The sequence below is a fragment of the Marinobacter sp. SBS5 genome (genome assembly GCF_048285575.1).
GTDB lineage: Bacteria > Pseudomonadota > Gammaproteobacteria > Pseudomonadales > Oleiphilaceae > Marinobacter.
In genome coordinates this window covers 94805-120352 of sequence record NZ_JBLWAZ010000001.1, presented here as the reverse complement: position 1 = coordinate 120352, position 25548 = coordinate 94805, and the positions used below count along the sequence as shown (strand labels likewise).

The following is a 25548-nucleotide window of genomic DNA, read 5'->3' as shown; positions in this document are numbered from 1 at the left end:
CAGCGACCGCTACTCATTTTTCGAACACCCCTTCCTGACCCCTGCCTTTGCGCCTTTCAAACGTTTGTCATATGATGCGCGCACCATAAGAACAACAAGTCATTCGGAAGACCTTACTAATGAACATTACTGAAGCGCTGGAGCAATCACGCCCCGGCTTGGTTAGCCGTGTTCAGGCAGCCATTCACAAACGCGAACTTAACCAGCGGGCAGAACAAACCTATCTGCACTGGATCAGCCGTTTCGTGCTGTTTCATGACTTAAAAGATCCCGGCACCCTTGAAGAAGAAGATCAGGCGCGGTTTTTTGAGTATCTAAGCGAGCAGCTTCGATTGTCCCGGGCAAGGCTCAATCAAGCCAAGCAAGCTCTGGAATTTTTCTATCAGGACGTGCTGAGCAAGTGTGACCAACCAGATACTGCCGCGGCATAACTCCGCAGCAGTTAGGGGCGCTCTGTCATATTCACATTAAGAGCGTCGTAGGAACGGTTCTGAGGCGGGCGGATCACATAGTTATTGCTGTGAGCCTGCCCCGGCACGACTTTCGGGTTCGCGAAGCGAATATCCACAGGAATCTCAGACCGCCCGAGATCGGTACGTTCGTCTCGCGGTTGCAGCGCTAACGGGTCGAGATAGAAGTCAGCGTCTTTACCCGATTGCACCGGTACACCCGCCGCTGGCGCCGCTAACCCGCCTTCTATAACCGTGTTCGCCAACACCTCTTCATCCATCGAGCTGAACGGGATGGTCTCGATGGTTGAGCGCTCTTCGTATTCAAAAACCGGAGCATCGCTCTCGCTGATGTCCGGCTGGCTGAGGGCCGACATCGAGACTCCCAAACCCAGCACCAAGCCGATACCGACCTTCCAAAGACTTAGGCCTGCACCTTTTCCGATAATGTTATTCGCGGCATTCATGGCAATCATCCTGATCAGATCGCGCCCCCATTGGAGTGACATTTTTTGATCAGTGTATCGCCTAAATTGACTAATCGCTCACCAATCAGACGATTTTGTGACAGTTCTCACTTACCGGACGTGTCAGAGTTATATCGAATGTCTGTGATGACGACGGTTTTCCAGCCTTCCGGGGTTTTGACAGACACTTCGTCATCCAGTTGTTTTCCAATCAGCGCTCGCGCCAGTGGTGCATTGATACTCAAATAGCCCTTGGTCAAGTCAAACTCATCTGCTCCCACCAGCCGGTACGATTGCTCCTCACCGTTTTCATCCTCGACCGTTACCCAAGCCCCAAAATACACGCGGCTTTGATCTTCCGGCAGTCGGTCTACCACCGTCAGCTCATCCAGTCTTTTGCTGAGAAAGCGCACGCGGCGGTCAATCTCCCGCAACTGTTTTTTGCCGTAGATGTACTCCGCGTTTTCAGAGCGATCGCCCTGTGCAGCAGCTTCTCGAACCGCTTGGGTCACTTCAGGCCGCTTAACCTTCCACAAATACTGAAGCTCTTCGCGCAGCGCTTGTTCGCCGTCCGGTGTGATGTAACGAGGCGGGTGTCCGGAAGATGTTGGCTTCACCATGATGCTTTTGCGCTCAACCTGACTGAAAAAATGTGGGGGCATAAAAAAACCCCGTGGATCACGGGGTATAAGGCTAGCGCTGTGCTGGAGGAAGAAGCAACCTTAAAAACAGGCTTCTTCATCTACATCTACTATTATGCATTTAGACCATTACCCCGCCGTGGCCATCGCATTACCTTTTGGAAAGAGGTGAGTCTTTCTTTGGTCACGGGAAATTAGGTTGCACACTCTAGACGCAATCGATAGTTTCGCGCCATATTACCCTTATTCAACATTTTGTGGAGACACCACTATGAACACTCAAAAGATTCTGAATCTGGCGCTGAAAGGCGTAGATAGTCTGGGCTTCAAACTGGAAGAACTGGGCATCACCAACAAGGTGAACCGTCACAACATCGCGGCGTTCATGATGTCCGAGCAAAAGCATCTGGAAGGTGAGTGGGACAGCCTGCAGGTGAAAGTGGATCACCGTCGCGCTCAGTTTGAAGCTCTGACCCAGCAAGTTGAAAATCGCGCTGAAGCAATCTTCAGCCCGCTAATGGCGCAGGTTAATCGGTTCCGCGCCAGCCACTGAGATTACGCCTGACTGTCTGCGGATGAGCGAGCCTCATCCGCGCCGTCAGCGATCTGCTCAACCTGAGCCGCTTTTATACGTTTTCTGACCCCCGTAAACGCGGGCATTTTTACCGCGACCGTTAGCCCAGGCATCTCCGCTTCGGGGTGACTATCACTCAGCAAAATTTCCCCTTGGTGGATTTCCGCCACCGCACTGACCAGACTCAAGCCCAAACCGTTACCGGGCAACGAACGACTCTTGCCAACCCGATAAAAACGCTGAAACACCTGGTCTTTTTCGTCATCCGGGATACCAATTCCGGAATCCTGAACCTCAAAAACGGCGCTGGTTCCTTCTTTACGAACCACTACCACAATGCCGCCATGCTCCGGCGTGTACTTGATCGCGTTGTCGATCAGGTTACTGACCATCTGAAACAACAGATCCCGGTCACCCTCAATCATCACTTTGGGTTCCATCACCTGCTTGAACTGCTGATCTTTGTCTTCGGCCAACGCTTCGTAGAGTTCACAAGCATCACCCACCAACTCATCCAGCGAGATCACTTTCATGTCTGCGGTGTTGCCGCGGGTTTCCAATCGAGCAATTCTCAACAACGCATTAAACGTTGCCAGCAACTGATCTGCCTCGCCCACGGCTCGGCCAACCTGTTCCCGGGCCTCGTCGTTATCCACAGAAATCAGGGTTCTTTCCAACTGGTTGCGTAGCCGTGTGAGCGGGGTTCTCAAGTCATGGGCAATACTGTCGGAAACATGACGAATACCTTCCATCAGATACACGATACGGTCGAGCATCTGGTTCAGGTTTTCAGCCAGCTGGTCAAAGTCGTCTTCGGTACCGCGGGTAGGAATTCTCAACGAGAGGTGGCCGTTCATGATGCGGCGGGAGGTGTTGTTGATCACTTCAATGCGGCGGGTGGTGCTTCGGCTCATCAAAAAGCCACCCAATAAAGCCAGCGCCAAGGTAATGCCCATACCCCAGTTAATCGCCCCTTCGATCACACGCTTGAGGTTGGTCAATTCATCGACGTCACGCCCAACCAACAAACGCAGGCCGCCCTGCACATCAAAGATGCGGGCACGCGCCAGCCGTTCGGGGCCCTGCCAGCCGACGCTGGAGTCTAGGGTGAAGTTGATCCAGCCACTATCTGCCGTGCGACTGCCTTCCGGCCAGGCTTCGATGTTGCCCGCCAGCTTCAAAAGGTCATCCGTGGAAAGAAGGTAAACCGTTTTAGCGTTGGGGTCCCGGGCGACACGTTCCCGGATGATAGTGATCAACCCGTTTACGCCGCGCCCCCGGTACTGCTCCGCGAGACCTGCGATTTCGGCCTCGATCGTCTCATCAGTCTGAGCAGTCATGAATCCAGCTGTGCGCCAGTATATAAATGCCAAAAGCAAAAATACCGAGGTGGCAAACACCACCATATACAGCAGCGCCAGCTGGAAAGACGACGTTCTGAGCTGACTAAGCAGTTTCACGCAACATGTATCCCGCACCCCGAACCGTCTGTAGCAAGGGGGTGTCGAATTCCTTATCGATTTTCGCGCGAAGGCGACTGATGTGCACGTCGATCACGTTGGTTTGTGGATCGAAGTGGTAGTCCCAAACTTTCTCCAGCAGCATGGTCCGAGTGACCACTTGGCCGGCATTGCGCATCAGATATTCCAGCAACCGGAACTCACGGGGCTGAACATCAATGTTCTGACCAGAGCGCTTAACGGTACGCGCGAGCAGATCCATCTCAAGATCGGCCACTTTGAGTACGGTTTCGGTTTCTGCTGCCTGCCGATTACGACGAATCAAAGATTCAATACGCGCCAGCAGTTCGGTGAACGAGAACGGTTTGGTCAGGTAATCATCACCGCCACCGCGCAAGCCTTCAACTCGGTCATCCACATCGCCCAGCGCGCTCAAAATCAGCACCGGGACCTGATTGCCGGTTGCCCGCACCGTCTTGATAATGGAAAGGCCGTCCATACCAGGCAGCATACGATCCACAATCATGATGTCGTATTCTTCACTCGCCGCCATCATCATGCCGTCTTTACCGTCGGCAGCATGATCCACTACGAAGTCGGATTCCTTCAGCCCCTTTACCAGGTAACTTGCTACATCCTGATCGTCTTCGATTACCAGTGCTTTCACCGGTGAGCCCTCCTGATAGCGGATTACATTAACTCTAAGGTTACGAAGAACCGGCAGTTCGGGCCAGTTACGATCTTGTAAGAGGGTGTCGCGTCTGACGACGGTCAAGCCGTAGCGCTGAACCACCCCAGTGTTTGCTCGGTTAACGCTGAAGGCCTGTACTCAGCGCTGGCCCAGCCTTCGTACCCCATACGATCAAGCGCTGCAAAAACATTCGAAAAGTTAATCTCACCGGTGCCCGGCTCATGCCGGCCCGGATTATCGGCAAATTGCACGTGCGCAATCCACGGCAGCAAACATTCCATGGAGCGGACCAAATCCCCCTCCATAATCTGCATGTGATAGATGTCGTACTGCAGGCGCACATTGTCTGCGTCCACCTCTTCGATCAACGCCATCACCTTACCGGAGGTATCTAACATAAACCCGGGCATATCCACTCGAGAGTTAATAGCCTCCAGACACAAGGTCAGCCCCGCCTCGGAAAAACGCTCGGCGGCATACTGAACATTCGCCACCAGCGTACTCCAAGCTTCGTCCTCACTCAGCGCTTCCGGCTTCAGCCCCGCCAGACAGTTCAACTGCTTGCAGCCCAGCACCTTCGCATAAGCGATGCCTTGATCGACCCCCGCCCGAAACTCCTCAACCCGGTCCGGCAAACAGGCAATGCCCCGCTCACCAGCCTGCCAATCCCCCGGCGGCAGGTTAAACAACACCTGAGTCAGCTCGTTAGCCTTCAGCTCCGCGGCAATTGCCTCGGCGGGCCACTCATACGGGAACAAATACTCAACGCCACTGAACCCGGCAGCCCGGGCCTTGGCAAAACGCTCAAGAAACGGAACTTCAGTGAACAGCATCGACAAATTGGCCGCAAAACGGGGCATAGCAATCTCCTGGTTTCGAGTCTTATGTCTTCGGCCCACGGCCCAAAGAACCCATCAACGTACCGTTCAGGTGCTCCAACTCCAGCAAAAGCCCACTGTGGTCCACCTCACTGTGCCCGTTCGCCACCAGCGACAAATACTCATTATGAACCTGCTGAGACAAAGGCAGCGTCAGCCCCTCGGCACGGGCTTCATCCAAAATCATCCGCAAATCCTTCAACTGAATCCGAGCCGGCGCACCCGGCGCAAAATCCCGATCAATCATCCGCTGACCATGCAATTCCAGAATCCGACTCCCGGCAAACCCGCCCATCAAAGCCTCCCGAACCGCCGCCGGATCAGCGCCGCCCTTAGCCGCCAACAGCAAGGCTTCAGACACCGCACCAATGGTAATCCCGACAATCGTCTGATTCGCCAGCTTAGCCAACTGCCCGGCCCCCACCGGCCCAATGCGAGTGCACTTCCCCAGCACCTCAAACACCGGCAGTGCCCGCGCCACATCCTCCTCGGAACCACCGGCCATAATGCTCAACCGAGCTTCTGCTGCACCCACCGTGCCACCCGACACCGGCGCATCCAAATACCCCGCACCCTGCTCCGCCGCCAACGCCGCATGACGCCGAGCCACCGACGGCTGCACCGAACTCATATCAATCACCAACGCGCCGTCCTTCAACGCGTCGATAGCGCCCTGCTCCACTAACACATCGTCCACCACCTGCCCGTTCTCAAGCATCGTGATCACCACATCCGCATCGGCCACCGCTTCGGCGGGTGACTTGGCGATGGTGGCATCGTCGGCAAACGGCTCGCACTTACTCTCGGTGCGGTTCCACAACGTCATTGGATAGCCTGCGTTCAGCAGGTTTCTGGTCATAGGTGCGCCCATCAGACCAATACCAAGAAAAGCGATACGAGGAAGTTCTATAGTCATCTTTTGGAATCCCACTCAAAGGTCCGACGAAGGGGTTGGGGCAGCCTTTCCAAAAATGTGCGCAGCCATGGATGGCGGAGCAGAAGCGCCACAAGGACGTGCCGAAGGAGCGGTTTTTGGAAAGGCTGCCCCAACCCCGTCACCCCGGAGGCATGTTTTGTAACAGATGTGTAGATTATACAAACAAAAACGCCACCAACCGCGAAACGGTGGTGGCGTTTTCAAACACTCAACACAAAAGGGCTATCAGGCCGCTTCCGTCATCTGAGCCTTAATCTTCTTCATGGCGTTCTTTTCCAACTGCCGAATCCGCTCAGCAGAAACACCATACTTATCTGCCAGCTCATGCAGCGTCGACTTACTGTCCGTCAACCAACGCTCACGCAGAATATCCTGACTGCGCTCATCCAATGCACTCAACGCATGCATCAAACGGCCGTTGGAATCCTCAGACCAGTTGGAATTCTCAAGCAGCACAGCCGGATCACCACGACGATCCTCAAGATAGTGGGCAGGCGCCTGATAAACCGCATCGTCATCATCGTCCATCGGACCATCAAACGACGCATCACGGGAAGCCAACCGGCCTTCCATCTCGCGCACTACCTTAGGCTCAACACCCAAGTCTTCCGCGACCGCATTCAGCTCATCGTGACTCAACCACGCCAGCTTCTTCTTCTGACTGCGCAGATTGAAGAACAACTTACGCTGCGCCTTAGTGGTCGCGACTTTCACAATGCGCCAATTGCGTAAAATAAACTCGTGAATCTCAGCCTTGATCCAATGAACGGCAAACGACACCAAGCGCACACCGTATTCCGGATTGAAACGCTTAACGGCTTTCATCAAGCCAACGTTACCTTCCTGAATCAAATCCGCCTGAGCCAGACCGTAGCCCGAATAGCTGCGGGCGATATGGACCACGAACCGAAGATGAGAAAGCACCAATTGACGGGCCGCTTCCACATCACCGTCGTAATGCAGCCTTTCCGCCAAATCCCGCTCTTCTTCCACCGTAAGAACAGGAATGCGACTTGCCGCCTGAATATAGGATTCTAGATTCGCGCCCGGAACCAGTCTGTCAGCCAGCTGTAAACTCGTACCCATGCATTAACCTCCGAACCTGACGGTCTTAAAATATATCAACAAACTGCATGACCGCCAAGATCATAATAAGTTCCAGAGAATCCCAGTAAAACGTTAATTATCAACAATCTGGAAAACTCACCGTGCCTGCCTGAAACGCTACATTAGTCTAATCAAGCTACGCCAGATCAAGCTTTGAATTCAATACGGTATTCCCGTGACCAGGTCACCCTCCGGCAATCTCACCCGGCTCTATATCGTCCAGATGGCGTTTCACAGCCACCCAAGCGCCCAACCAGCCTAACAGCATTGCGATGATAATCAATGCTGCTGCACCCTCGAAGCCCAGTCCCTGCAGGGCGAACTCGCTCCGATACAAAGCGGCCAAGCGTTCGATCGGGCCATTCAGCCACCACAACGACGCCTGAATCAACACCCAGGCAACCAACCCGCCGCCCAGACCAAACCAAGCGCCGGCATACAAAAAGGGCCTGCGCACAAACGCATCTGTGCCGCCTACCAGCTTCGCCACCAAGATTTCATCGCGACGATTCTCAATCGCCAGCCGAACCGTGTTACCAATCACCAAAATCACCGCAGCGCCCAGCAACAGCGACAACGCCCACACGGCCCGAGCCAGAATGTCGGTCATGGCGTTCAAACGCTGCAACCAACCCAGGTCTACCTGAACCTGATCCACCCGGCCCAGGCCTTCAATAAAAGTCACCAGAGCTTGCACACTTTCAGCCGTGCGCGCGTTCTCCTGAGGCGTAATCAGCAAGGTATGCGGCAAAGGGTTCTCACCCAGAAAATCCAGAGCATCACCCAAACCCGACGCAGCGCGAAACTCGGCCAAGGCCTGATCACGCTCCACCAACTCGACTGACAGGATCCGACCGTCACTGTCTATTTCACGCGCGATATCACGTGCCTGCTGTACCGACGTGTCCATATTCAGATACGCCGTGATCCGAGCACTGCTCTCCCAGCCGGCGCTTACACCCTGCAAACTGGTAAGCAGCAGCAACAAAGCGACCGGCAAGGCCAGCGCTACGCCCATCACGGTCCATGTCATCAAGCTGGCTATCGGCGTTTTCAGCAAACGCTGCGCAGACGCGCGGGCCACCTTGCGATGGTGATCCAGATAACTTCTGGCTTGATTGTTAATTGGGGATTTCGTTCGCGTGGCAGCCCCACGGGGGTTGTCCGGTTTCTGCCTTGGATCAGCGGCCATTCAGACCTCCTCCCACCGGTGCACTGCCGCCTGCGATCAGCTCACCGTGATCCAGCGTCAGCCGGCGACGGCCCATTTTGTTAATCAATGCAATGTCGTGAGTCGCGATCAGCACCGTAACCCCAACCTGACTGAACTCGGTAAACAACTGCATAATGTCCGCCGACAATTGCGGGTCGAGGTTACCGGTAGGCTCATCCGCCAGCAGCACCGGCGGTTTATTGACCACAGCACGGGCAATGCCGACGCGCTGCTGCTCACCACCGGAGAGTTGCATGGGATTCATTTTTTCTTTACTCAGAAGCCCGACCTTGTCCAGCGCGGCTCGCACCCGGCGACCGATATCTCGCGGAGCAACGCCCATCACCTCGAGAGGCATGGCCACGTTGTCAAACACGGTGCGATCAAACAACAACTGGTGGTTTTGGAAGACCACGCCGATGTGGCGTCGAATGTAGGGAATCTGTCGTTTCGGAAGGCTATTAAGGCGCTGGCCGCCAACCACCACTTCACCCGCGGTCGGCCGCTCCATCACCATGATGAGTTTCAGCAGGGTACTCTTACCGGCGCCGGAATGGCCGGTAAGAAACGCCAACTCCCCCCGCCCCAAATGAAAGTTCACCTGGCGCAGGGCGGTGTGATCGGAGTCGTAGCGTTTGGTTACCTGACGAAACTCTATCATCTGGGCTGAGGCTCCTAGGCCTGAGTATCAGTCGTCGAACAGCGCGCTGACAAAGGTTTCAGCGTCGAACGTGCGCAAATCTTCGGCCTGCTCACCCACACCAATGTAACGAATCGGCAGCTGCAACTGACGCGCAATGGCAAATACGATACCGCCTTTCGCCGTGCCGTCCAGTTTCGTCAATGTAATGCCTGAAACACCCACCGCCTGCTGGAACACCTGAGCCTGGCTCAGCGCATTCTGGCCAGTACCGGCATCCAGCACCAGCATCACTTCATGAGGCGCTGATTCATCCAGTTTCTTCATAACCCGGACAACCTTAGTCAACTCATTCATCAGGTTGTCTTTGTTCTGCAAACGGCCGGCCGTATCGGCAATCAGCACGTCGGTGCCACGGGCTTTCGCGGACTCAATGGCATCAAAGATCACCGATGCACTGTCGGCACCGGTATGCTGGGCAATCACCGGCACATCATTGCGCTCGCCCCATACCTGCAACTGTTCCACCGCTGCGGCCCGGAAGGTGTCACCGGCGGCCAACATGACGGACTTGCCTTCGCTCTGGAACTTACGGGTCAGCTTGCCAATGGTGGTGGTTTTGCCCACGCCGTTTACGCCGACCACCAAAATGACATATGGCTTTTTGCCGGAATCGATTTCCAGTGGCTTGGTAACATCCTTCAGCAAACCGTGCAGCTCTTCGCGCAGCGCTTTGCGCAAGGCTTCACCATCTTTCAGCTGGTTACGCTCGAGTTTAGCGGTCAGTGAATCGATGATTTCAGACGTTGCTGTAACCCCAACATCCGCCATCAGCAATGAGGTTTCGATTTCTTCCAGCAGGTCTTCATCGATTTTCTTACCGACTGAGAACAGATCAGCAAGGCCGCCAGTCAGACTGGCTCGGGTTTTACCCAAGCCTTTCTTAATGCGCTCGAAGACACTGATCTCTGGCTCTGGCTCTGGCGCCGGGGCAACCTCTGGTTCGACGACCGCGGGCTCTTCAACCGGCTCTTCCGGCTTAACCTCCGCTGCCGGCTCGGCCATTTTTTCTTCTGCCTGAGGCACAGGTGCCGGGCCCTTTGCGATTTCCGGCTTGCGCTGCGGGACCGGCTTCGGGCGAGGAATCCGCTTACGATTGCCGGTAACATCCAGCACGAAGAAAAGAACAAGAAGGGCCAACAGGCCAATTGAAATCCACTCTGCCGTCATAGTCTTACCATCTGTCTGAAAATGGGCGCGCGAAAGAAAGCGCACATTCTAGCAGACTGCCGGCGCTAAGTGATGGGTCGTGCGGTTATCGCTCAGTTCTGGCTTTCCGGTACTATTACCCCCGAATTCAAAACTCTTCCAGCACCGCGGAGCAGATCATGGCGAAACGTAAATCAGCCCCTAGAAAACCTGGCGTCGGAGCTTCAGGAAGCACCGGCCAAGGCGGCAGTGGCGAGTTACGGATCATCGGCGGTGATTGGCGCAGCCGTAAATTGCGCTTCCCGGATGCCGGCGGCGTTCGCCCAAGCCCTGCCCGTATTCGGGAAACCCTGTTCAATTGGCTGAATTATCAGGTGGCCGGCAGTGACTGCCTCGATCTGTTTTCCGGCTCTGGCGCGCTGGGGCTCGAGGCGCTATCCCGCGGCGCGGCCCAAGCAACGCTGGTGGACCACACTCCAGTGCTGGCAAAAGCCCTACGGGATAACCTGAGGCTTCTGAAGTCCGATAAGGGCGCGGTTGTCTGCCAAGATGTTGAGCGCTTCCTGAGTAACCGTCAACAGCCACCGTTCGACATTATTTTTATGGACCCACCCTTTCGCCAAAGCTGGCTGGAAAAGCTGTTCCCACTTCTGGAATCGGAGCAATGGCTAAAGCCCGGTGGCTGGGTTTACGTAGAACATGAAAGTGAACTGCGCACGCCACCGGTCCCGAAAGACTGGGAACTGCATCGGCAAAAAACCGCAGGACAGGTTAGCTACAACCTGTACCGCGTGATTGCAGAGGCAGATTCGGAATAGGACCCACAGAAGAACCGCTCGCTATCAACGAAAAAAGCCCGGATGACGCAACCATCCGGGCTTTTTTCAATACTGCGGTTAATCAGCTCACAGGGCGTAGCGAATAGGCCCGCAGGTGCGCTGAAAACTCTTCCAGATACCGAATACCACTGGCCTCAGCATCCTTACACCACTCCATCAAGGCCTGCAGTTTTTCCTGAGGCTTCAGACCACGCTGACGCCACAGTAGTTGCAGCTCCTGATGCTTTTCATAGATCTGCCGGAGAATCTCATTGCGCTCCAGAACCGTTTCCAGATGCGCTTTCTCACGAGGCTTAATCAGAGCCTCTTCACGGTGCAGCAGGCGCTTCAGCTTGCGATACAGAGGGCGAATTTCCTCGTCCATCAACGCCCGCTGCTGGCGTAGAACCGGCTTCATGACGCGCTTACGATATTGGCGCATGATGTCGAAACGGTTGTTGGCGATGGCTTGCACCGTCTCCACATCCACTTCCAGTTTACCTGGAACATGGTGCGCAATCGGGCGGTAGCCTTTCGGCTTGGCCAAGCCAAACAACTGGAACAGACGGATGTAACCCCAACCAATATCCACTTCAAACCAACGGCGCGACAACTTCGCCGAGTTCGGATAGGTGTGGTGATTGTTGTGCAGCTCTTCACCCCCGATCAGAATACCCAGCGGTGAAATGTTGTGTGCATTATCCGCGCACTCGTAATTCCGATACCCCAAATAATGGCCAAGCCCGTTAACAACGCCAGCAGCCCAAACCGGGATCCACATCATCTGCAGCGCCCAAATCCAGATACCGTTCACGCCGAACAGCGCCAAGTTAATCACCGCCATCAGCGTGATACCCATAAACTTGTGCGGGGTATACACCTTACGCTCGATCCAGTCTTCTGGCGTGCGCTGGCCATAACGCTGGAGAATCTCTGGAGTGGCCGATGCCGCATACAGCTCGGCACCTTCAAAGAGCACCTTACGAACACCTAAAACAACCGGGCTATGGGGATCTTCTTCGGTTTCACATTTGGCGTGATGCTTGCGATGGATGGCTGTCCATTCTTTGGTGTTCTGGGCCGTGGTTAACCACAACCAGAAGCGGAAAAAGTGTTTCAGAACCGGGTGTAAATCCAGAGCGTTATGAGCCGAATGACGATGCAGATACAGCGTTACACTGACGATTGTGATGTGAGTCATCACCAAAGCAGTTGCAATCAACTGCCACACAGAAAGGTCTAAAAGACCATTAAACCACATAAACTTTCCTCAAAAATCAATCTACTTCGACAGACCGCACGCAAAAGGCTTTGGCTGGCATTCGAAGGGGTTGTACTCGCTACACTTTAGCTTACAGCTGTACGCCAGAACAACCATGTTTGGTGGACTTTTTGTTACCGTTTACACTTATTTTTTCGTAACCGGCGAATAGCGGAGGCTCTGTGCCCGAATTACCCGAAGTAGAAACCACCCGGCAGGGCATTGCTCCCCACTGCGAAGGCCAAACGATAACCCGCGTGCGGGTGCACAATGGCAAACTGCGCTGGCCAGTACCTGAAGACCTGCCCGCTCTGCTACAAAATCAAACCATCCGCGCCGTAGATCGTCGCGCAAAATACCTGTTTCTCCACCTCGACACAGGCACCGTGATCATTCATCTGGGCATGTCGGGAAGCTTGCGGGTCATTACTGACGATACCCCCGCCATGAAACACGACCACGTTGAGCTGTGCCTGGACAATGGCCGAATCCTTCGATTTAACGACCCCCGGCGATTTGGCTGCTGGCTTTGGAGCAAGGACTACAGCGCTCACCCGCTCATCCGGGATCTCGGCCCCGAGCCATTATCCCAAGACTTCAATGGCGCCCTGCTATTCCGGCTTTCCCGAGGCAAACAAACGCCGATAAAGTCTTTCATTATGGATAATCATGTCGTGGTCGGCGTCGGCAACATCTACGCCAACGAAGCGCTCTATAAAGCGGGCATTCACCCTAAGCGAAAAGCCGGGCGAATCAGCTTGGACCGCTACCATAAGCTGGCCGAAGCCATAAAAGAGACTCTCAGCGCTGCCATTTTGATGGGCGGCACCACGCTTCGAGATTTCGTCAACAGCGACGGTAAACCGGGATACTTTGCTCAGTCCCTGCTGGTGTATGGTCGGGCCGGCGAAGCCTGCCCGGAATGCCAGACTTCATTAAAAGAAATACGAATGAACAACCGGTCAACGGTCTATTGCCCAAGATGTCAGCGCTAGCCTTATGAATAATTCGTGAGTCAGCCCTCTTTTTAACCGGAAACCGTTTGAAATTGCGGCAATATGATTCATAGTTAACAGAGAATTCATGACCGTGCGCTATACTCATCCCTTACATCACTGAAATGCGTACAAAGATTTCGGGCTAGAAGTTCCGGTTATGCCGGGCGATTCGTTCAGGAGAGAATACCCATGATTCGCAAGTTTTCCCGCACACTGGTAGCCACCGTCGCCGCCTGCCTTCTCGCGTTTTCATCCATGGGCCACGCCCGTGCGATCGATGAAAGCCCTTCAGCCCTCGCGATGACAACCGACGCCATTCTTTTGCGCCCGGCACTGCTCGCAACCACCATTGTCGGCACCGCTGTTTATTTGGTGTCTTTGCCCTTTTCTGCCTTAGGCGGAAATGCCGGTGAAGCAGGCGAAGTTCTGGTGGTTGGCCCAGCCAAGGCTACTTTTGTTCGCTGTCTAGGCTGCACTCGCAGCGGCCGTAAGCAAGAAGCCGTGTCGCAATCCAACGACTGAGCACCACGCTCTCTCCGTATAATTCCGGCTTGCCAGAGGCCGGAATCTAAGGCAGCCTGAAGCGAAATTCTTCAGGCTGTTTTTTTATGGTTGATTGGTCAACACTCGACACGGTGTTCCTCGATATGGACGGAACACTGCTAGATCTGCATTTCGACTCTCACTTTTGGCTGGAGCACCTGCCAAAACGCTATGCAGAGCAGTTCGACCTACACCCACAGCAAACCAAAGATCAGCTAATCAGCATGATCATGGCCGAGAGAGGCACCCTGAACTGGTACTGCACCGATTACTGGAGTGAACGTCTATCGGTGGATATTACTCAGCTGAAAGCGGAAGTTGGCGATCGAATCGGCTACCGCCCCCACGTTCGTGATTTTCTGGCCGCCTTGCGACAGGCCGGGCTTCACTCAGTGATCGTCACCAATTGCCACCCTGACCCACTCGCCCTGAAACTGCACAGAACCGGGCTGGATCAGCATGTCGACATGATTGTCTCCAGCCATGAACTGGGCAAACCGAAAGAAGATCGGGATTTCTGGCGAGACCTTGCTAACCGGGTAACGTATAAGCGCGAACGAACCCTGATGGTCGATGACAGCTTCCCTGTCTTGGAGAGTGCGCAAGAAGCCGGCATCGGCCAATGCCTGGCGATTCTCTCACCCGACAGCACACAGGCAGCAAACCCTCATCACCCTGATATTCCGGGCATTTGTCATTTCGATGAAATTTTGCCGTCGCTGCAGTCCCGTCGGACACTGCCATCGGACTAACGGGGCAGTTATAATTTAATAGAGGATTGTCCGGAGCGCTCCTTGGAGCGCTCGTCAGGTGAGGCGTCATGAAGGCTACAAGCACTGAAGATCAGAAGGTACGACTCGACAAATGGCTGTGGGCGGCTCGTTTCTACAAAACCCGCTCTCTGGCGAAAGAAGCCATTGAAGGTGGCAAAGTCCATTACAACAGCCAACGAACCAAGCCGGGAAAGATTGTCGAGTCCGGCGCCAAAGTCACGCTTCGCCAAGGCTGGCAAGAAAAAATCGTTGTTATAGATGACATCAGCGACCGCCGTCGGGGAGCACCGGAAGCGCAAAAGCTGTACCACGAGACGGACGAAAGCACCAAAAAGCGGGAAGAACTGGCCTGGCAACGCAAAACCATGCAAGCGGCACAGTTGCCACCCGCGCGCCGGCCCAGCAAAAAAGACCGCCGCAAGATTCAACGATTTCGGGAAGAAAACGATTTGTAGCACACAGCTACAAGCACTGACACTCCGACAACACTACATAGAATTCTCTGCCCTAAACGGGCAATGACATCCAATTAACCAACATCTTCAGGAGACACCATGGCATCCCGAGACCAGTTTCAGCGTTTTATCTTTGAGCACAGCCAGGTTCGGGGTGCCTGGGTGCAGCTAGGCGACAGCTACAGCGAGATCACTCAGCAAGCACCCTACCCCGACGCTATCCGCCAGCTTCTGGGCGAAACACTGGTAGCCAGCGTACTCTTGAGCAGCACACTCAAATTCGAAGGTACAGTCGCTCTGCAAGCAGCGGGCGAAGGTGCCCTGCGCACGTTGATGGCCGAATGCAGCCACGACCGCAACATTCGCGGTTTGGCACGGTTTGACGAACAGGCCATGAGCGGCGGTTCTCTGAACGAATTGCTGGGCGAAGGCCGCATGGCGATCACCATCACGCCAGACAAAGGTCAGCGATACCAAGGCGTGGTTCCACGGGAAGCCGAAACGCTCTCCGGCTGCCTGGAAGAGTATTTCGAACGCTCCGAGCAGCTTTCAACCAGCCTGTTCCTTTTTGCCAACGAAGGCTCAGCAGCGGGCCTCCTGCTTCAGAGACTGCCGGGGCAAACCGAGGAAGACGACGAATTGTGGAACCGGGTCAACCATCTGGCCAGCACCGTCGAAGCTGAAGAGCTGTTGAATCTTGACAGCGAAACCCTGCTGCACCGCCTGTTCAACGAGGAGACCGTGCGCCTGTTTGACGCTGAGCCCGTGGCCTTCCGCTGCAGCTGCTCCCGGGAACGCACCCTTGGTGCCCTGGAGTCGATCGGCAAAGAAGAGTGTTACAGCATTCTGGAAGAGCAAGGCAGCATCGAAATGGACTGTCAGTTCTGCCACGCTAACTATCGCTTCGATAGAAACGATATTGACCACCTTTTCACCGGTCATACGTTACACTGACACCCAACCAAATTATCCGGAAGCCGCGCCAGAAGCGGCCTCCGGAGCAGTCGTTTTTTCCGGGCGTCTCTGGCATAATAGCGCGCCTGAATTGACCCGATTGTTCAGAATTCCGCCAATTTTTGGAAACGCGGACTGAGCAGTCACTAAGACATCCCGAGGGCGAGGTCGAAGTGAGCAACACTTATACTGATCTGAATACAGCACGGCTGGTCGAGCTGGCACTGGCAAGGAACGAAGGCCAACTGGCAGCGAACGGTTCTCTAGTGGTCACCACCGGTGAGCGTACCGGCCGGTCTCCCATGGACCGCTTTATCGTTCAGGAGCCCAGCACGGCTGACGATATTCATTGGGGCCCGATCAACCGTCCCTTTGATGCGGATAAGTTCGACGCCCTCTGGGATCGCGTTGAAGCCTACATTGCCGAAAAAGACCAATTCGTTTCTAACGTTCACGTAGGCTCAGACCCCGAGCATTACCTGGCCGTGAAAATGACCACAGAAACGGCTTGGCAGAACCTGTTCGGCCGCAACCTGTTTATTCGTCCGGAATCCTACAACCCGGCTGACAAGCAGGAATGGCAAATCCTCAATGCTGCCAACTTCCAGTGCGTACCTGAGCGTGACGGCACCAACTCCGATGGCTGCGTTATCATCAACTTTGCCAAGCGCAAAGTTCTGCTGGCTGGCATGCGCTACGCCGGCGAGATGAAAAAAGCCATGTTCTCTGTGCAGAACTTCCTGCTGCCAGAGAAAGACGTGCTGCCGATGCACTGTTCAGCTAACGTCAGCGAGAACGGCGACACCTGCCTGTTCTTCGGTCTGTCCGGCACTGGTAAAACCACGCTGTCTGCAGATCCGCATCGCTTCCTGATCGGTGACGACGAGCACGGCTGGGGCCCAGGCACTGTTTTCAACATCGAAGGCGGCTGCTACGCCAAGTGCATCGACCTGAGCCAGAAGAACGAGCCTATCATCTGGGACGCGATCCGCTTCGGCGCAATCGTCGAAAACGTGATGATCGATCAGGACACTCGCGAGCCGGATTACACAGACGTTTCCCTGACCGAAAACTCGCGTTGCGCTTACCCGCTTGAGCACGTAGAGAAGCGCGTTCTGGAAAACCGAGCTGGCGAGCCGTCACACATTATCTTCCTGACCTGCGATATGACCGGCGTTCTGCCTCCGGTCTCTATCCTGACTCGTGAAGCGGCTGCTTATCACTTCCTGAGCGGCTACACCGCACTGGTCGGCTCCACCGAGATGGGCTCTTCTTCTAAGCTGAAGTCCACTTTCTCTACCTGCTTCGGCGCACCGTTCTTCCCGCGTCCGGCTGGCGTATACGCTGAACTGTTGATGAAGCGTATCGATGAGTTCGGCAGCAAGGTCTTCCTGGTTAACACCGGCTGGACCGGCGGCCCCTTCGGTGAAGGTAAGCGCTTCAGCATTCCGACCACTCGCGCCATCATTGCTGCGATTCAGAACGGCGATCTGGACGACGTGGAAACTGAGCACCTAGACGCACTGAACCTGGACGTGCCCAAGCACATCCCGGGCGTAGACGGTGAACTGCTGAACCCACGTAACACCTGGACCAGCCCGGAATACTACGACGGTAAGGCTCAGGAGCTGATCGGTCAGTTCGTTGAGAACTTCAAGAAGTTCGACGTGGCGGATGCCATCGTTGAGGCTGGCCCGAAACTCGGCTGAGTTTCGGCAAGCTAAAAAAAGCGCCCTGCGAAAGCACGGCGCTTTTTTTATGCTCAAATAAACCTTAGCTGGCGTAGAACATCAAAGGTACGAACGCCACCAACACCAGAGAAATGCCCATAGCAATCAACGGCATAATGATGCGCTCGTGACGCTGGTAGAACGTACCCTCTTCGGCTTGTGCCGCCAACACCTCTGCTTCTCCGACGACTTGCCGTGTCAGCAGGTGGTTCAGCGCAACCGGCGGGCTCAGGTAGCCTAATTCAAACGCCACCAGCGTCACCATCCAGAAGTGCACCGGATGGATACCACTGGAATAGGCAATAGTTGCAACCGTCGCCGTGACCAGAATTACCGCACCAAACGCGTCCATGATCATCCCCAGAATGACCAGAATAACCACCATCAGCACCATCGCCGACCAAGCACTGTCAAATGCCTGCGGGAAGGCTTCCATAATGTGGGAACGCTCGATAACCCCACCGATACTGACCGACAGCCCTAATAACAACAGCAGGGCGCCGATTTCCGCCGTGGTGTCGTTGGTGGCATTTCGAACGCTTCGCTCCAGTCCTTGGTGAGCGTTATCGCTGGACGAGACAGCCCGCTCGCGCTTGCGACTCATGTGCTCAAACAACAAGATCGACAACATGATCACCGGCAGCAACCGCGGCGCCGAAAACTCATCCATTTTCACATCAAGTGCAAAGCGGTAGAGCAGTACCACCGACACAATAACCAACACGTATGGAATCAAAGGCCGCAGCGCCCGGATACTCGCCGGAAACGCCTCCGCACTTGGCGCGAGATTGAACTGACTTTGTCGGTTAACGGTTGTGGCGACTATGCCGAACAGTGTCGCGGTCAGCACGAACACCCAAATACCCCAGCCAAACAGTTCGTCGGTAGTGACCTCGCGATTCAGGTAAGCAATCACAACCACCAGCAAGCAAGGCCTTAACACCACCCCCAACGAGCCTGACATGGCGGTGGCGGCCAACGCCAGATGGCGCCGCGCACCCGCCGCGCGTAACTCGCCATAGATCACAGCACCGGCCGCGATTACGAAAATACCGGAAGCACCGGTGTAAGCCGTGGGAATCGCCGCAACCAAGACCGCAACCACCGCCAGCATTTCCGGCGGCATACGCCAGGGCCGAAACACATCGAAAACCAGAGTAGCCAGCTTGGTCTGCTTGAGCATCATCCCCACCCAAACATACAAACCGACATTCAAAAACATATCGGCCAACTCAACCATCTTGCCCAAATAGATACCAATGCCGGAGGAGTGACCAATAAGCGCAAAGTAGGTACCGGAAATCAGGCACATCACGGTATACAGAGGCACGGCCATAAACGCTTTGCTCGGACTCCCGCCGGGTTCCAAATCCTTAGGCGCACGGACAAGTCGATACAAACTCGCTAACGTCAGACAGGCAAAACCGGTAATCCAGAAGTTATGAAGCAGCATCTCCTCACTGGACAGGGCCGTACTGCTGGCGAGAGCAGACTGCCGGAAAATTACGCTGGACCCGAGCAACATCGCGTTGGCGATCGTTTGCAGGGTCATGGACACCGTATAATCCAGCCGGGTCTCCATCGCACGCATAGCAATATGGTGACGGGTCAGAGTGGCGGTGACCGCACACAACATCACCAAAATCACCAGAATATAACGCTGAGCAGCAAGCCCGAAGGCGATCAGGTCAGCCACAAACAACTCAACGGTCCTGTAGGCCTTCACCCCTGGCGTTAACTTGTCTTGTAGCTCAGCGTAACTGCTATGGGCGGCACGGCAATCGGCGACTGAACGCTCTATCGCCAGCCGGACTTCGGCAGGATCTTTCTCAAAATCTCCCAGTAACGCTGCCATGGGGTCGTCAGCCGGCGGCGCCTTAGCCATCTCCTTCGCCACCGCAGCATCCACATCTTGGACGACTTCGCATTGCGGCTTTACCGGATCCATCCGCAGCTTGTAGTAGCCACTCCACATCTGCTCCCCACCCCGGAGCATCTGGTTATGGATATCACTGCTGGTAGAGAACAGAACAACAGCAAGCAAAAGCAGACAGGCTGGTAGCGAAGAAAACCACTCCAGCCCACTACGGCTCATTCGACCCTGAATCATGACAACCCACTCTGGAAAATGACGGATTTACAGCAGATCGTCGAGATCCATGGTTTCAACTGGCGCTCGCTGGTCATCCCAGAACGAGCCGAAACGGCCGATCGGAGTCCGGTGCCCAGTGTTTTCCATCCACAGCTTGTCCGATATTGTCACCAGCATGTTTCCGGCCATGGCATCAATGAAACGCCAGTCTTCGCTAACCTCAACCGTTTTTTCTGACTCGGCGAAATCACGGATGATGTCTTTCACGAGAGCGATATCATTTTTGTTGGTGGCGGCAATGGCGTGGAAAACATGACCAAGGCGAACCCCGGCTTCTTTACCTTGCTCTTGAGCCGCGGCCAAACGCTCAAATGCATCCTCACCCTGCGGCTGAGTACCTGGAATCATGGCCCACACGGTGGCCCTCAGCCCCATAGGAGCGCCCCACCACTGATTGTTATCCAAACACTGGCTGGCGCGACCCACAACGGACCCTGTATTGAATGGCACGCCGATGGATGAAGCCGCCTGAATCTGCGAGCTCAGCGCCTGCATACCCGACAACAGCCCGGCCATGTAGATAAACTCATCCGTTTCATCGCCAAAGTCCGGACACTCACTGTCATCCGGGTTGCCGTAATGGGCGTTATGGTGCTGCCAGCCTTTGAAATAGCGCTTTGCTGCTACCATGTACGCGCGTTTTTTCTGGATAAACGCATCTTCGGCCCCGGTGCCGTCATTCGCATACATTTTGGCCATACCATCTAGCTCATGCCCGGTGGCCCTTTCTTCGGCACAGCCTCCGGCAGAGAGATACAGCATGACGGCAATTTGATCCGGCTCGCTGGTCACGCGACCAAAAGACATCAGCAGCGGGGCCGTAGCTTCGCTCATGGCGCAACCCATCGCCAGGTCGTCCGACTGCATCAGATAAGGTACGGTGTGATTACGGGAAAACCCTTGCATCACGTCACCCGTGGTCTTGTAGACCATGTGATTGACCACTCCACAGCCGCTTAGCGCCACACTGGTTGCAACCGCAGCAACCAAGCCTCGCAGCCGCGCACCTGACGCCATCTTTTTCCGGAAAACTGTCATATCAACTACACCCTTTTATTCTTATGCGTATTCGCAGATCACTGAGGCTCGAGTTTGCACATTCGCGCCAAACCCACTATAGATTGCATACGCTGCCCGCCTGCGCTTGGCAGCTCACACAAAGACAACAATCAAAACAAAAGACAGGAGTACCTTATGCGCAAACCTGAACTTTCCGCCGCTATCGCCGATCAAGCCGGGCTAACTCGAGAAAAAGCCAGCGAAGTGATCAACGCGGTAACCGATCAGATTACCGCAGCGGCCGCCCGGGGCGACGACATCAGTCTGATCGGCTTCGGAACCTTTACGGTTCGCAAACGGGAAGCTCGCAGCGGTAGAAACCCGCAAACCGGTGCGACCATACAGATCGCCGCCAGCAAGACCGTTGGCTTCAAGCCCGGCAAAGCCCTGAAAGACGCCGTTAACTGATTCGGCGATAGCCCGCTTATGCGGGCTATCTCTCTACCTAGCTCAGGAAGCACATTCCGATCTGGCGCCGTCAACCCGACAGCGTATCGCCTTCATCAACTTGATCGCACGCTCGTCGTAAACACCGTCCTCGAGCAACGACATGCGCACTTGGCGAAGCATCTTGTCGTACTCAGCTGTATCTTCCTGGGGCAAGTCCACCCATACGTTGTCGGGAATACCGGCTTCCGCCTCAGCGATAATTTCATAGGCCTCGTCAATGCGTTTGATGGACTCATCACGCACCATTTGGCCGGCATCCTCCGGGAATCGCTCGGTGTTGATAATCACCTGGAAGTTCATATAACCCAGCGCGTACTTGAACACCCCACCCTTATCGCCAATGCCCTTGTAGAGTTCGAGAGGCTGGTAAGCAACCGCCGGCGCATAAGCAAAATCGACACTGCCGTTATTGAACTTACCGGCAAAATTGGCCGAGTTTGAGCCAACAACCGAAGCACCTACATGCCGAACCATCCGCACCGAAGCGGTGTCGTAATCCAATGTGGCAACACGCTTGCCCTGCAGCTTTTCTACCGTGTCCAGCGTCCGGTCACGGGCATGCAGATACACGGCGCCACCGGGAAAGACTCCAGCCACTTCATACGGGCCGTCAATCAGGAACGGGCGTGCCTTGGGCTGACTCAAGGTATTGAACAGCAAACGCATTTCCTGCTCACCAGGAATCGCGCCCATGGCCTCGAGGGTCCCGGTAAATTTGTTGAATTCTCTGGCGCGAGTGCCCGTTAGCAAGACCGCGTCACACTGCCCAGCTTTAAAGTCTTCCGCCGCCACTTTCTCATCCGTGTATGCGCGAAGATTGAGTTTAATTCCACGCTGAAGGGCTACCGGCTGAAACTCTTTGGTAATGGAAAAGAGCGGACCATTGGCACCGACCGGATCGAACACACAGAAAGAGCGTTCGATGATGTCGGTCTGGGATTGGGCATGCCCCTGCATTGGAACGATGAAACTGGCGCATAGCGCGGCAGCCGTGGCAATTCGGCGAGTGAATCGAAGGGATTTCACGGAATGACTCCTGATTATTATTGTCTAGAGCATGTACTGGCTTGATACCAGAAACTCATTCGTTTATTCGGGTTATGTTAGATCGAGGTGATCTAGGATACGTTGGCTGAGGTGACTATCCGCAAGGCTTTTTGCGACTATTGGCTGGAATTTGTGATGGATTCGACAGAGGTGATGCCGCCTCTGTCGAATCCAGTGCGGTGAGTTAGTGGTCGCCCACCCAAACCGGACGGCCTGCCACCAACGTCAGCTCGACCTTTCCCGTCAGTTCGCAGCCCAAGAGCGGAGCATGCTTACCGGTGGAGACAAGTGTCTGCTCGGAAGGCTGCCAACTCGTAGCTGGGTTAAAGATGCATAAATCCGCGATAGCGTCTGGCGCTATCTCTGGCGACAAGCCAACAACGCGCCCCGGCCCAAGGGTAAGCGCGGTCAGTAAACGCTCCCGGCTCAGCTCACCACTTTTGACCAGCCTCAAGCCCAATGAAAGAACGCTTTCGATACTGGACAAGCCCGGTTCGGTGGCCGGCAACGGCGCTTGTTTGGCAGCTGTATCATGAGGCTGATGCTGACTAACGATGGCATCAATCACCCCCGCCTGGACACCTGTAACCAGAGCTTCCCGGTCAGCTTCAGAACGAAGAGGAGGACGGACATGAAAACGGCTATCAAAGCCGGCCAGCGCCTCTTCGGTGAAGCACAGTTGATGCATGGCCACATCCGAGGTGACCTGAACGCCTCGCTTCCGGGCATCCGCCACCATCTCAACACTGCGGCCACTGGATAACTGACTCAAATGCAGCTTCACGCCGGTTTCTTCCGCCAGCAAAAGCATTTCCATCACAGCGGCGGTTTCAGCCACCTCCGGTATACCCAACAAGCCAAGGCGAGTCGTCACCTGACCATCGTGGGCGTATCCATCCGCCGCCAGAGCCTGATTCTCCGGGCTGAACATGACCGTCAAACCAAATGTCTGGGCGTAGGCCATACAGCGGCGCAAAATCCGGGCATTTTTAATGCCACGGGAACCATTGCCCACGGCAATACAGCCCGCATTCTTCAATCCCGCCAGATCACTGAGCAGCTCGCCGTCCAGCCCCCGGGTAATCGCTCCAACCGGCAAGACTCGAACAGAACCTCGCGATGAGGCCCCATCACGAATCAGATGGGTCACCGCGCTGGAATCGTTGACCGGCGAAGTCTCCGGGGAGGCACACACCGTTGTGAAACCGCCATGGGCCGCTGCCATTGTTTCTGATGCAATGTTGCCCTTCTGGCCGTTACCCGGTTCGCGGAGATTGCAGCAAAGGTCGATGAACCCCGGAGCAATGACACACCCACTGGCATCGTATTGCTGGTCGGCATCGGCGTTCAGGGCATCCGCCCCCATGGCCACAATCTTGCCTTCTTTTATCAACAGCCCCGGGTTATCGCTCTCGGTGCCCGTACCATCGAACAGGGTACCGCCGGTGATTTTCAGGCTTTCGTATTGCGAACCCACCTTCATGCCCGGCCCCCTTCTCTATCCATCTGTTTTTGCTGCCGCTCCGCCATCTGACCACCCATCGCCATGGACATCACCGCCATGCGAATGGCGATGCCATTGGTGACCTGATTCAGAATCACCGATTGAGGGCCGTCAGCCACCGCTGACTCAATTTCTACGCCACGGTTAATAGGGCCGGGGTGCATCACGATGCAATCGGGTTTAGCCAACGCCAACTTATCCTGATTAAGCCCGTACAAGCGATAGAACTCCCGCTCGCTCGGCAGCAAGGCACCTTCCATACGTTCTTTTTGCAGGCGTAACATGATCACTACGTCCAGATCTTTCATGCCTCGAGCCATGTCGTATTCCACCGTGCACCCCAAATTCTCCACATCTCTCGGCAGCAATGTTCCAGGTGCAATCACACGCACTTCTTCCGCACCGAGTTCGTTCAACGCACGAATCTGGGAGCGGGCCACGCGGGAATGCAGAATGTCGCCCACGATGGCCACCTTCAGGCCGGCAAACGAGCCCTTGTGCTGACGAATGGTCAACATATCCAGCATCGCTTGCGTCGGGTGCGCGTGGCGGCCATCGCCCGCATTGATGATCGCCACCCCGGGGGTCACGCTCTCGGCGATGAAATGAGGGGCGCCGCTCTGGGAATGCCGGACCACGAACATGTCGCTGGCCATGGCCTCCAGATTCAACAGAGTGTCGGAAAGCGATTCACCTTTGGAGGTAGCCGACGTAGAAATGTCGAGGTTAAGCACATCTGCCGAGAGCCGTTTGGCCGCCAATTCGAAGGTGCTTCGGGTGCGGGTACTGGATTCGAAGAAAAGATTTACAACAGTGCGCCCCCTCAACAGGGGCACTTTCTTGATACTGCGCTCACCCACCTCGATGAAAGAATCAGCGGTATCGAGAATGTCGGTGAGCAATTCACGGTTCAAGCCATCAAGAGTAAGAAAATGTCGCAACTGACCACCCCGGGTCAGCTGCAAGTGGTTCGGGGAAGGGTCAATCGCGGTCATGGCTCGCCTGTTATCAATGGGAAGGTTTTACTGCCCGGTTTCCTGAAATTCAATGTGCAACGGCTCGGGACCGCGCAGTTTTACTCTCTGGTAGGTTTCCAGTTCAAGTACTTTACCGACCACATCCGGCTGGATCGGCAACTCTCTGGCACCCAAATCAATCAATGTGGCCAGTATGATACTGGCAGGACGGCCATAATCGAAGATCTCGTTCATAGCCGCCCGAATGGTACGGCCGCTCATGATGACATCGTCCACCAGAATAATGTCCCGACCTTCCGTGTCGAAATCCAGGCTGGACGGCGTCACCGTCGGGTTTAGCCCAATGCGACTGAAATCGTCACGATAGAACGAGATGTCCAGCTCGCCAAAGTCCTGCTTCAGGCCGAGACGCTTGTTCAGAATGTCGGCAATCCAAACGCCGCCGGTACGAATACCAATCAGCGCTGGATTCTCGATGCCCCGGCGCTCCAGAACATCACGCAAACCCGTTTCCAGTTCATCCAGCAACTGGTTGATATCAAGCAATGCGGTCATTAAAGC

Annotated in this window: 27 protein-coding genes; 10 read left to right on the top strand and 17 right to left on the bottom strand. The window is 55.1% G+C overall.

Features of this window, described 5'->3' with window-relative positions; translation table 11 throughout:
• The first annotated feature begins 119 nt into the window (after positions 1-119).
• Positions 120-431 (top strand): phage integrase N-terminal SAM-like domain-containing protein, encoded by a 312-nt coding sequence (locus tag ACNQ6O_RS00595; RefSeq protein WP_418051319.1) that lies wholly within the window; start codon positions 120-122, stop codon positions 429-431.
• 11 nt (positions 432-442) lie between these two features.
• Here ACNQ6O_RS00595 and ACNQ6O_RS00590 read toward each other — a convergent pair whose 3' ends face one another.
• Both ACNQ6O_RS00590 and greB read right to left on the bottom strand, forming a co-directional pair.
• Positions 443-916: a hypothetical protein gene (locus tag ACNQ6O_RS00590; RefSeq protein ID WP_418051318.1), complete on the bottom strand. Its 474-nt coding sequence runs from the start codon at positions 914-916 to the stop codon at positions 443-445.
• 107 nt (positions 917-1023) lie between these two features.
• Positions 1024-1536, bottom strand: a complete 513-nt coding sequence (gene greB, locus ACNQ6O_RS00585) for a transcription elongation factor GreB (protein WP_418052245.1) — start codon at positions 1534-1536, stop codon at positions 1024-1026.
• Positions 1537-1828: 292 nt separating this feature from the next.
• Here greB and ACNQ6O_RS00580 point away from each other — a divergent pair, with 292 nt between their 5' ends.
• Positions 1829-2110: a hypothetical protein gene (locus ACNQ6O_RS00580; RefSeq protein ID WP_418051317.1), complete on the top strand. Its 282-nt coding sequence runs from the start codon at positions 1829-1831 to the stop codon at positions 2108-2110.
• A 2-nt stretch (positions 2111-2112) separates the two neighbouring features.
• On the opposite strand, the gene ACNQ6O_RS00575 is transcribed toward ACNQ6O_RS00580, so the two are convergent.
• From ACNQ6O_RS00575 to ftsY, 8 genes are all read right to left on the bottom strand, one after another.
• Complete coding sequence (locus ACNQ6O_RS00575; protein ID WP_418051316.1) at positions 2113-3591, bottom strand: sensor histidine kinase; 1479 nt, start codon at positions 3589-3591, stop codon at positions 2113-2115.
• Positions 3578-4258, bottom strand: coding sequence for a winged helix-turn-helix domain-containing protein (locus tag ACNQ6O_RS00570; protein WP_418051315.1), 681 nt, complete (start codon positions 4256-4258; stop codon positions 3578-3580). Before ACNQ6O_RS00570 ends, ACNQ6O_RS00575 begins: the two co-directional genes overlap by 14 nt.
• A gap of 104 nt (positions 4259-4362) precedes the next feature.
• On the bottom strand, positions 4363-5142 hold the full coding sequence (hyi, locus tag ACNQ6O_RS00565) for a hydroxypyruvate isomerase (protein WP_418051314.1): 780 nt from the start codon (positions 5140-5142) through the stop codon (positions 4363-4365).
• A gap of 22 nt (positions 5143-5164) precedes the next feature.
• Positions 5165-6076 carry an NAD(P)-dependent oxidoreductase gene (locus tag ACNQ6O_RS00560; RefSeq protein WP_418051313.1) on the bottom strand — a complete coding sequence of 304 codons (912 nt, stop codon included), beginning with the start codon at positions 6074-6076 and terminating at the stop codon, positions 5165-5167.
• A gap of 246 nt (positions 6077-6322) precedes the next feature.
• Positions 6323-7183: an RNA polymerase sigma factor RpoH gene (rpoH, locus tag ACNQ6O_RS00555; RefSeq protein WP_418051312.1), complete on the bottom strand. Its 861-nt coding sequence runs from the start codon at positions 7181-7183 to the stop codon at positions 6323-6325.
• Positions 7184-7388: 205 nt separating this feature from the next.
• Complete coding sequence (gene ftsX / locus ACNQ6O_RS00550; protein WP_418051311.1) at positions 7389-8396, bottom strand: permease-like cell division protein FtsX; 1008 nt, start codon at positions 8394-8396, stop codon at positions 7389-7391.
• Positions 8386-9078, bottom strand: a complete 693-nt coding sequence (gene ftsE, locus ACNQ6O_RS00545; RefSeq protein ID WP_114335269.1) for a cell division ATP-binding protein FtsE — start codon at positions 9076-9078, stop codon at positions 8386-8388. The genes ftsX and ftsE overlap by 11 nt, the downstream gene beginning before the upstream one ends.
• A 27-nt stretch (positions 9079-9105) precedes the next feature.
• Positions 9106-10287: a signal recognition particle-docking protein FtsY gene (gene ftsY / locus ACNQ6O_RS00540; RefSeq protein ID WP_418051310.1), complete on the bottom strand. Its 1182-nt coding sequence runs from the start codon at positions 10285-10287 to the stop codon at positions 9106-9108.
• Positions 10288-10445: 158 nt separating this feature from the next.
• On the opposite strand from ftsY, the gene rsmD reads away from it, so the two are divergent.
• On the top strand, positions 10446-11084 hold the full coding sequence (gene rsmD / locus ACNQ6O_RS00535) for a 16S rRNA (guanine(966)-N(2))-methyltransferase RsmD (protein WP_418051309.1): 639 nt from the start codon (positions 10446-10448) through the stop codon (positions 11082-11084).
• A gap of 82 nt (positions 11085-11166) precedes the next feature.
• On the opposite strand, the gene ACNQ6O_RS00530 is transcribed toward rsmD, so the two are convergent.
• A complete protein-coding gene (locus ACNQ6O_RS00530) occupies positions 11167-12345 on the bottom strand; it encodes a fatty acid desaturase (protein WP_418051308.1) in 1179 nt (392 codons plus the stop codon).
• A 182-nt stretch (positions 12346-12527) separates the two neighbouring features.
• Between ACNQ6O_RS00530 and mutM the strand changes: the two genes are divergently transcribed.
• The 6 genes from mutM (at position 12528) to ACNQ6O_RS00500 (ending at position 17777) form a co-directional block, all read left to right on the top strand.
• Entirely contained in the window at positions 12528-13340 is an 813-nt protein-coding gene (mutM, locus tag ACNQ6O_RS00525; RefSeq protein ID WP_418051307.1) for a bifunctional DNA-formamidopyrimidine glycosylase/DNA-(apurinic or apyrimidinic site) lyase, read from the top strand.
• A 192-nt stretch (positions 13341-13532) separates the two neighbouring features.
• Positions 13533-13865, top strand: a complete 333-nt coding sequence (locus ACNQ6O_RS00520; protein WP_418051306.1) for a hypothetical protein — start codon at positions 13533-13535, stop codon at positions 13863-13865.
• An 86-nt stretch (positions 13866-13951) separates the two neighbouring features.
• Entirely contained in the window at positions 13952-14638 is a 687-nt protein-coding gene (gene yrfG, locus ACNQ6O_RS00515; RefSeq protein WP_418051305.1) for a GMP/IMP nucleotidase, read from the top strand.
• A 68-nt stretch (positions 14639-14706) separates the two neighbouring features.
• Positions 14707-15114 carry a ribosome-associated heat shock protein Hsp15 gene (gene hslR, locus ACNQ6O_RS00510; RefSeq protein ID WP_418051304.1) on the top strand — a complete coding sequence of 136 codons (408 nt, stop codon included), beginning with the start codon at positions 14707-14709 and terminating at the stop codon, positions 15112-15114.
• A 99-nt stretch (positions 15115-15213) separates the two neighbouring features.
• Positions 15214-16068: an Hsp33 family molecular chaperone HslO gene (hslO, locus tag ACNQ6O_RS00505; RefSeq protein ID WP_418051303.1), complete on the top strand. Its 855-nt coding sequence runs from the start codon at positions 15214-15216 to the stop codon at positions 16066-16068.
• 173 nt (positions 16069-16241) lie between these two features.
• Positions 16242-17777 carry a phosphoenolpyruvate carboxykinase gene (locus ACNQ6O_RS00500; RefSeq protein ID WP_418051302.1) on the top strand — a complete coding sequence of 512 codons (1536 nt, stop codon included), beginning with the start codon at positions 16242-16244 and terminating at the stop codon, positions 17775-17777.
• A 64-nt stretch (positions 17778-17841) separates the two neighbouring features.
• On the opposite strand, the gene ACNQ6O_RS00495 is transcribed toward ACNQ6O_RS00500, so the two are convergent.
• Both ACNQ6O_RS00495 and ACNQ6O_RS00490 read right to left on the bottom strand, forming a co-directional pair.
• Positions 17842-19908 (bottom strand): TRAP transporter large permease subunit, encoded by a 2067-nt coding sequence (locus ACNQ6O_RS00495; RefSeq protein ID WP_418051301.1) that lies wholly within the window; start codon positions 19906-19908, stop codon positions 17842-17844.
• Positions 19909-19935: 27 nt separating this feature from the next.
• Positions 19936-20988, bottom strand: a complete 1053-nt coding sequence (locus ACNQ6O_RS00490) for a hypothetical protein (protein ID WP_418051300.1) — start codon at positions 20986-20988, stop codon at positions 19936-19938.
• 156 nt (positions 20989-21144) lie between these two features.
• Between ACNQ6O_RS00490 and ACNQ6O_RS00485 the strand changes: the two genes are divergently transcribed.
• Positions 21145-21417 carry an HU family DNA-binding protein gene (locus ACNQ6O_RS00485; RefSeq protein ID WP_418051299.1) on the top strand — a complete coding sequence of 91 codons (273 nt, stop codon included), beginning with the start codon at positions 21145-21147 and terminating at the stop codon, positions 21415-21417.
• A gap of 42 nt (positions 21418-21459) precedes the next feature.
• Here ACNQ6O_RS00485 and ACNQ6O_RS00480 read toward each other — a convergent pair whose 3' ends face one another.
• The 4 genes from ACNQ6O_RS00480 to pyrR form a co-directional block, all read right to left on the bottom strand.
• Entirely contained in the window at positions 21460-22485 is a 1026-nt protein-coding gene (locus ACNQ6O_RS00480; protein ID WP_418051298.1) for a putative solute-binding protein, read from the bottom strand.
• A 205-nt stretch (positions 22486-22690) separates the two neighbouring features.
• Positions 22691-23989: a dihydroorotase gene (locus ACNQ6O_RS00475; RefSeq protein WP_418051297.1), complete on the bottom strand. Its 1299-nt coding sequence runs from the start codon at positions 23987-23989 to the stop codon at positions 22691-22693.
• Positions 23986-25005: an aspartate carbamoyltransferase catalytic subunit gene (locus ACNQ6O_RS00470; protein WP_418051296.1), complete on the bottom strand. Its 1020-nt coding sequence runs from the start codon at positions 25003-25005 to the stop codon at positions 23986-23988. The genes ACNQ6O_RS00475 and ACNQ6O_RS00470 overlap by 4 nt, the downstream gene beginning before the upstream one ends.
• A 27-nt stretch (positions 25006-25032) precedes the next feature.
• On the bottom strand, positions 25033-25542 hold the full coding sequence (pyrR, locus tag ACNQ6O_RS00465) for a bifunctional pyr operon transcriptional regulator/uracil phosphoribosyltransferase PyrR (protein WP_418051295.1): 510 nt from the start codon (positions 25540-25542) through the stop codon (positions 25033-25035).
• Positions 25543-25548 lie beyond the last annotated feature (6 nt).

What these genes read in the sequence shown, in the direction of transcription:
- ACNQ6O_RS00595 (WP_418051319.1), top strand. Translation starts at nt 120, where the DNA reads ATGAACATTACTGAAGCGCTGGAGCAATCACGCCCCGGCTTGGTTAGC.
- ACNQ6O_RS00590 (WP_418051318.1), bottom strand. Translation starts at nt 916, where the DNA reads ATGAATGCCGCGAATAACATTATCGGAAAAGGTGCAGGCCTAAGTCTT.
- greB (WP_418052245.1), bottom strand. Translation starts at nt 1,536, where the DNA reads ATGGTGAAGCCAACATCTTCCGGACACCCGCCTCGTTACATCACACCG.
- ACNQ6O_RS00580 (WP_418051317.1), top strand. Translation starts at nt 1,829, where the DNA reads ATGAACACTCAAAAGATTCTGAATCTGGCGCTGAAAGGCGTAGATAGT.
- hyi (WP_418051314.1), bottom strand. Translation starts at nt 5,142, where the DNA reads ATGCCCCGTTTTGCGGCCAATTTGTCGATGCTGTTCACTGAAGTTCCG.
- ACNQ6O_RS00560 (WP_418051313.1), bottom strand. Translation starts at nt 6,076, where the DNA reads ATGACTATAGAACTTCCTCGTATCGCTTTTCTTGGTATTGGTCTGATG.
- rpoH (WP_418051312.1), bottom strand. Translation starts at nt 7,183, where the DNA reads ATGGGTACGAGTTTACAGCTGGCTGACAGACTGGTTCCGGGCGCGAAT.
- ftsX (WP_418051311.1), bottom strand. Translation starts at nt 8,396, where the DNA reads ATGGCCGCTGATCCAAGGCAGAAACCGGACAACCCCCGTGGGGCTGCC.
- ftsE (WP_114335269.1), bottom strand. Translation starts at nt 9,078, where the DNA reads ATGATAGAGTTTCGTCAGGTAACCAAACGCTACGACTCCGATCACACC.
- ftsY (WP_418051310.1), bottom strand. Translation starts at nt 10,287, where the DNA reads ATGACGGCAGAGTGGATTTCAATTGGCCTGTTGGCCCTTCTTGTTCTT.
- rsmD (WP_418051309.1), top strand. Translation starts at nt 10,446, where the DNA reads ATGGCGAAACGTAAATCAGCCCCTAGAAAACCTGGCGTCGGAGCTTCA.
- ACNQ6O_RS00530 (WP_418051308.1), bottom strand. Translation starts at nt 12,345, where the DNA reads ATGTGGTTTAATGGTCTTTTAGACCTTTCTGTGTGGCAGTTGATTGCA.
- ACNQ6O_RS00520 (WP_418051306.1), top strand. Translation starts at nt 13,533, where the DNA reads ATGATTCGCAAGTTTTCCCGCACACTGGTAGCCACCGTCGCCGCCTGC.
- yrfG (WP_418051305.1), top strand. Translation starts at nt 13,952, where the DNA reads ATGGTTGATTGGTCAACACTCGACACGGTGTTCCTCGATATGGACGGA.
- hslR (WP_418051304.1), top strand. Translation starts at nt 14,707, where the DNA reads ATGAAGGCTACAAGCACTGAAGATCAGAAGGTACGACTCGACAAATGG.
- hslO (WP_418051303.1), top strand. Translation starts at nt 15,214, where the DNA reads ATGGCATCCCGAGACCAGTTTCAGCGTTTTATCTTTGAGCACAGCCAG.
- ACNQ6O_RS00495 (WP_418051301.1), bottom strand. Translation starts at nt 19,908, where the DNA reads ATGATTCAGGGTCGAATGAGCCGTAGTGGGCTGGAGTGGTTTTCTTCG.
- ACNQ6O_RS00490 (WP_418051300.1), bottom strand. Translation starts at nt 20,988, where the DNA reads ATGACAGTTTTCCGGAAAAAGATGGCGTCAGGTGCGCGGCTGCGAGGC.
- ACNQ6O_RS00485 (WP_418051299.1), top strand. Translation starts at nt 21,145, where the DNA reads ATGCGCAAACCTGAACTTTCCGCCGCTATCGCCGATCAAGCCGGGCTA.
- ACNQ6O_RS00475 (WP_418051297.1), bottom strand. Translation starts at nt 23,989, where the DNA reads ATGAAGGTGGGTTCGCAATACGAAAGCCTGAAAATCACCGGCGGTACC.
- ACNQ6O_RS00470 (WP_418051296.1), bottom strand. Translation starts at nt 25,005, where the DNA reads ATGACCGCGATTGACCCTTCCCCGAACCACTTGCAGCTGACCCGGGGT.
- pyrR (WP_418051295.1), bottom strand. Translation starts at nt 25,542, where the DNA reads ATGACCGCATTGCTTGATATCAACCAGTTGCTGGATGAACTGGAAACG.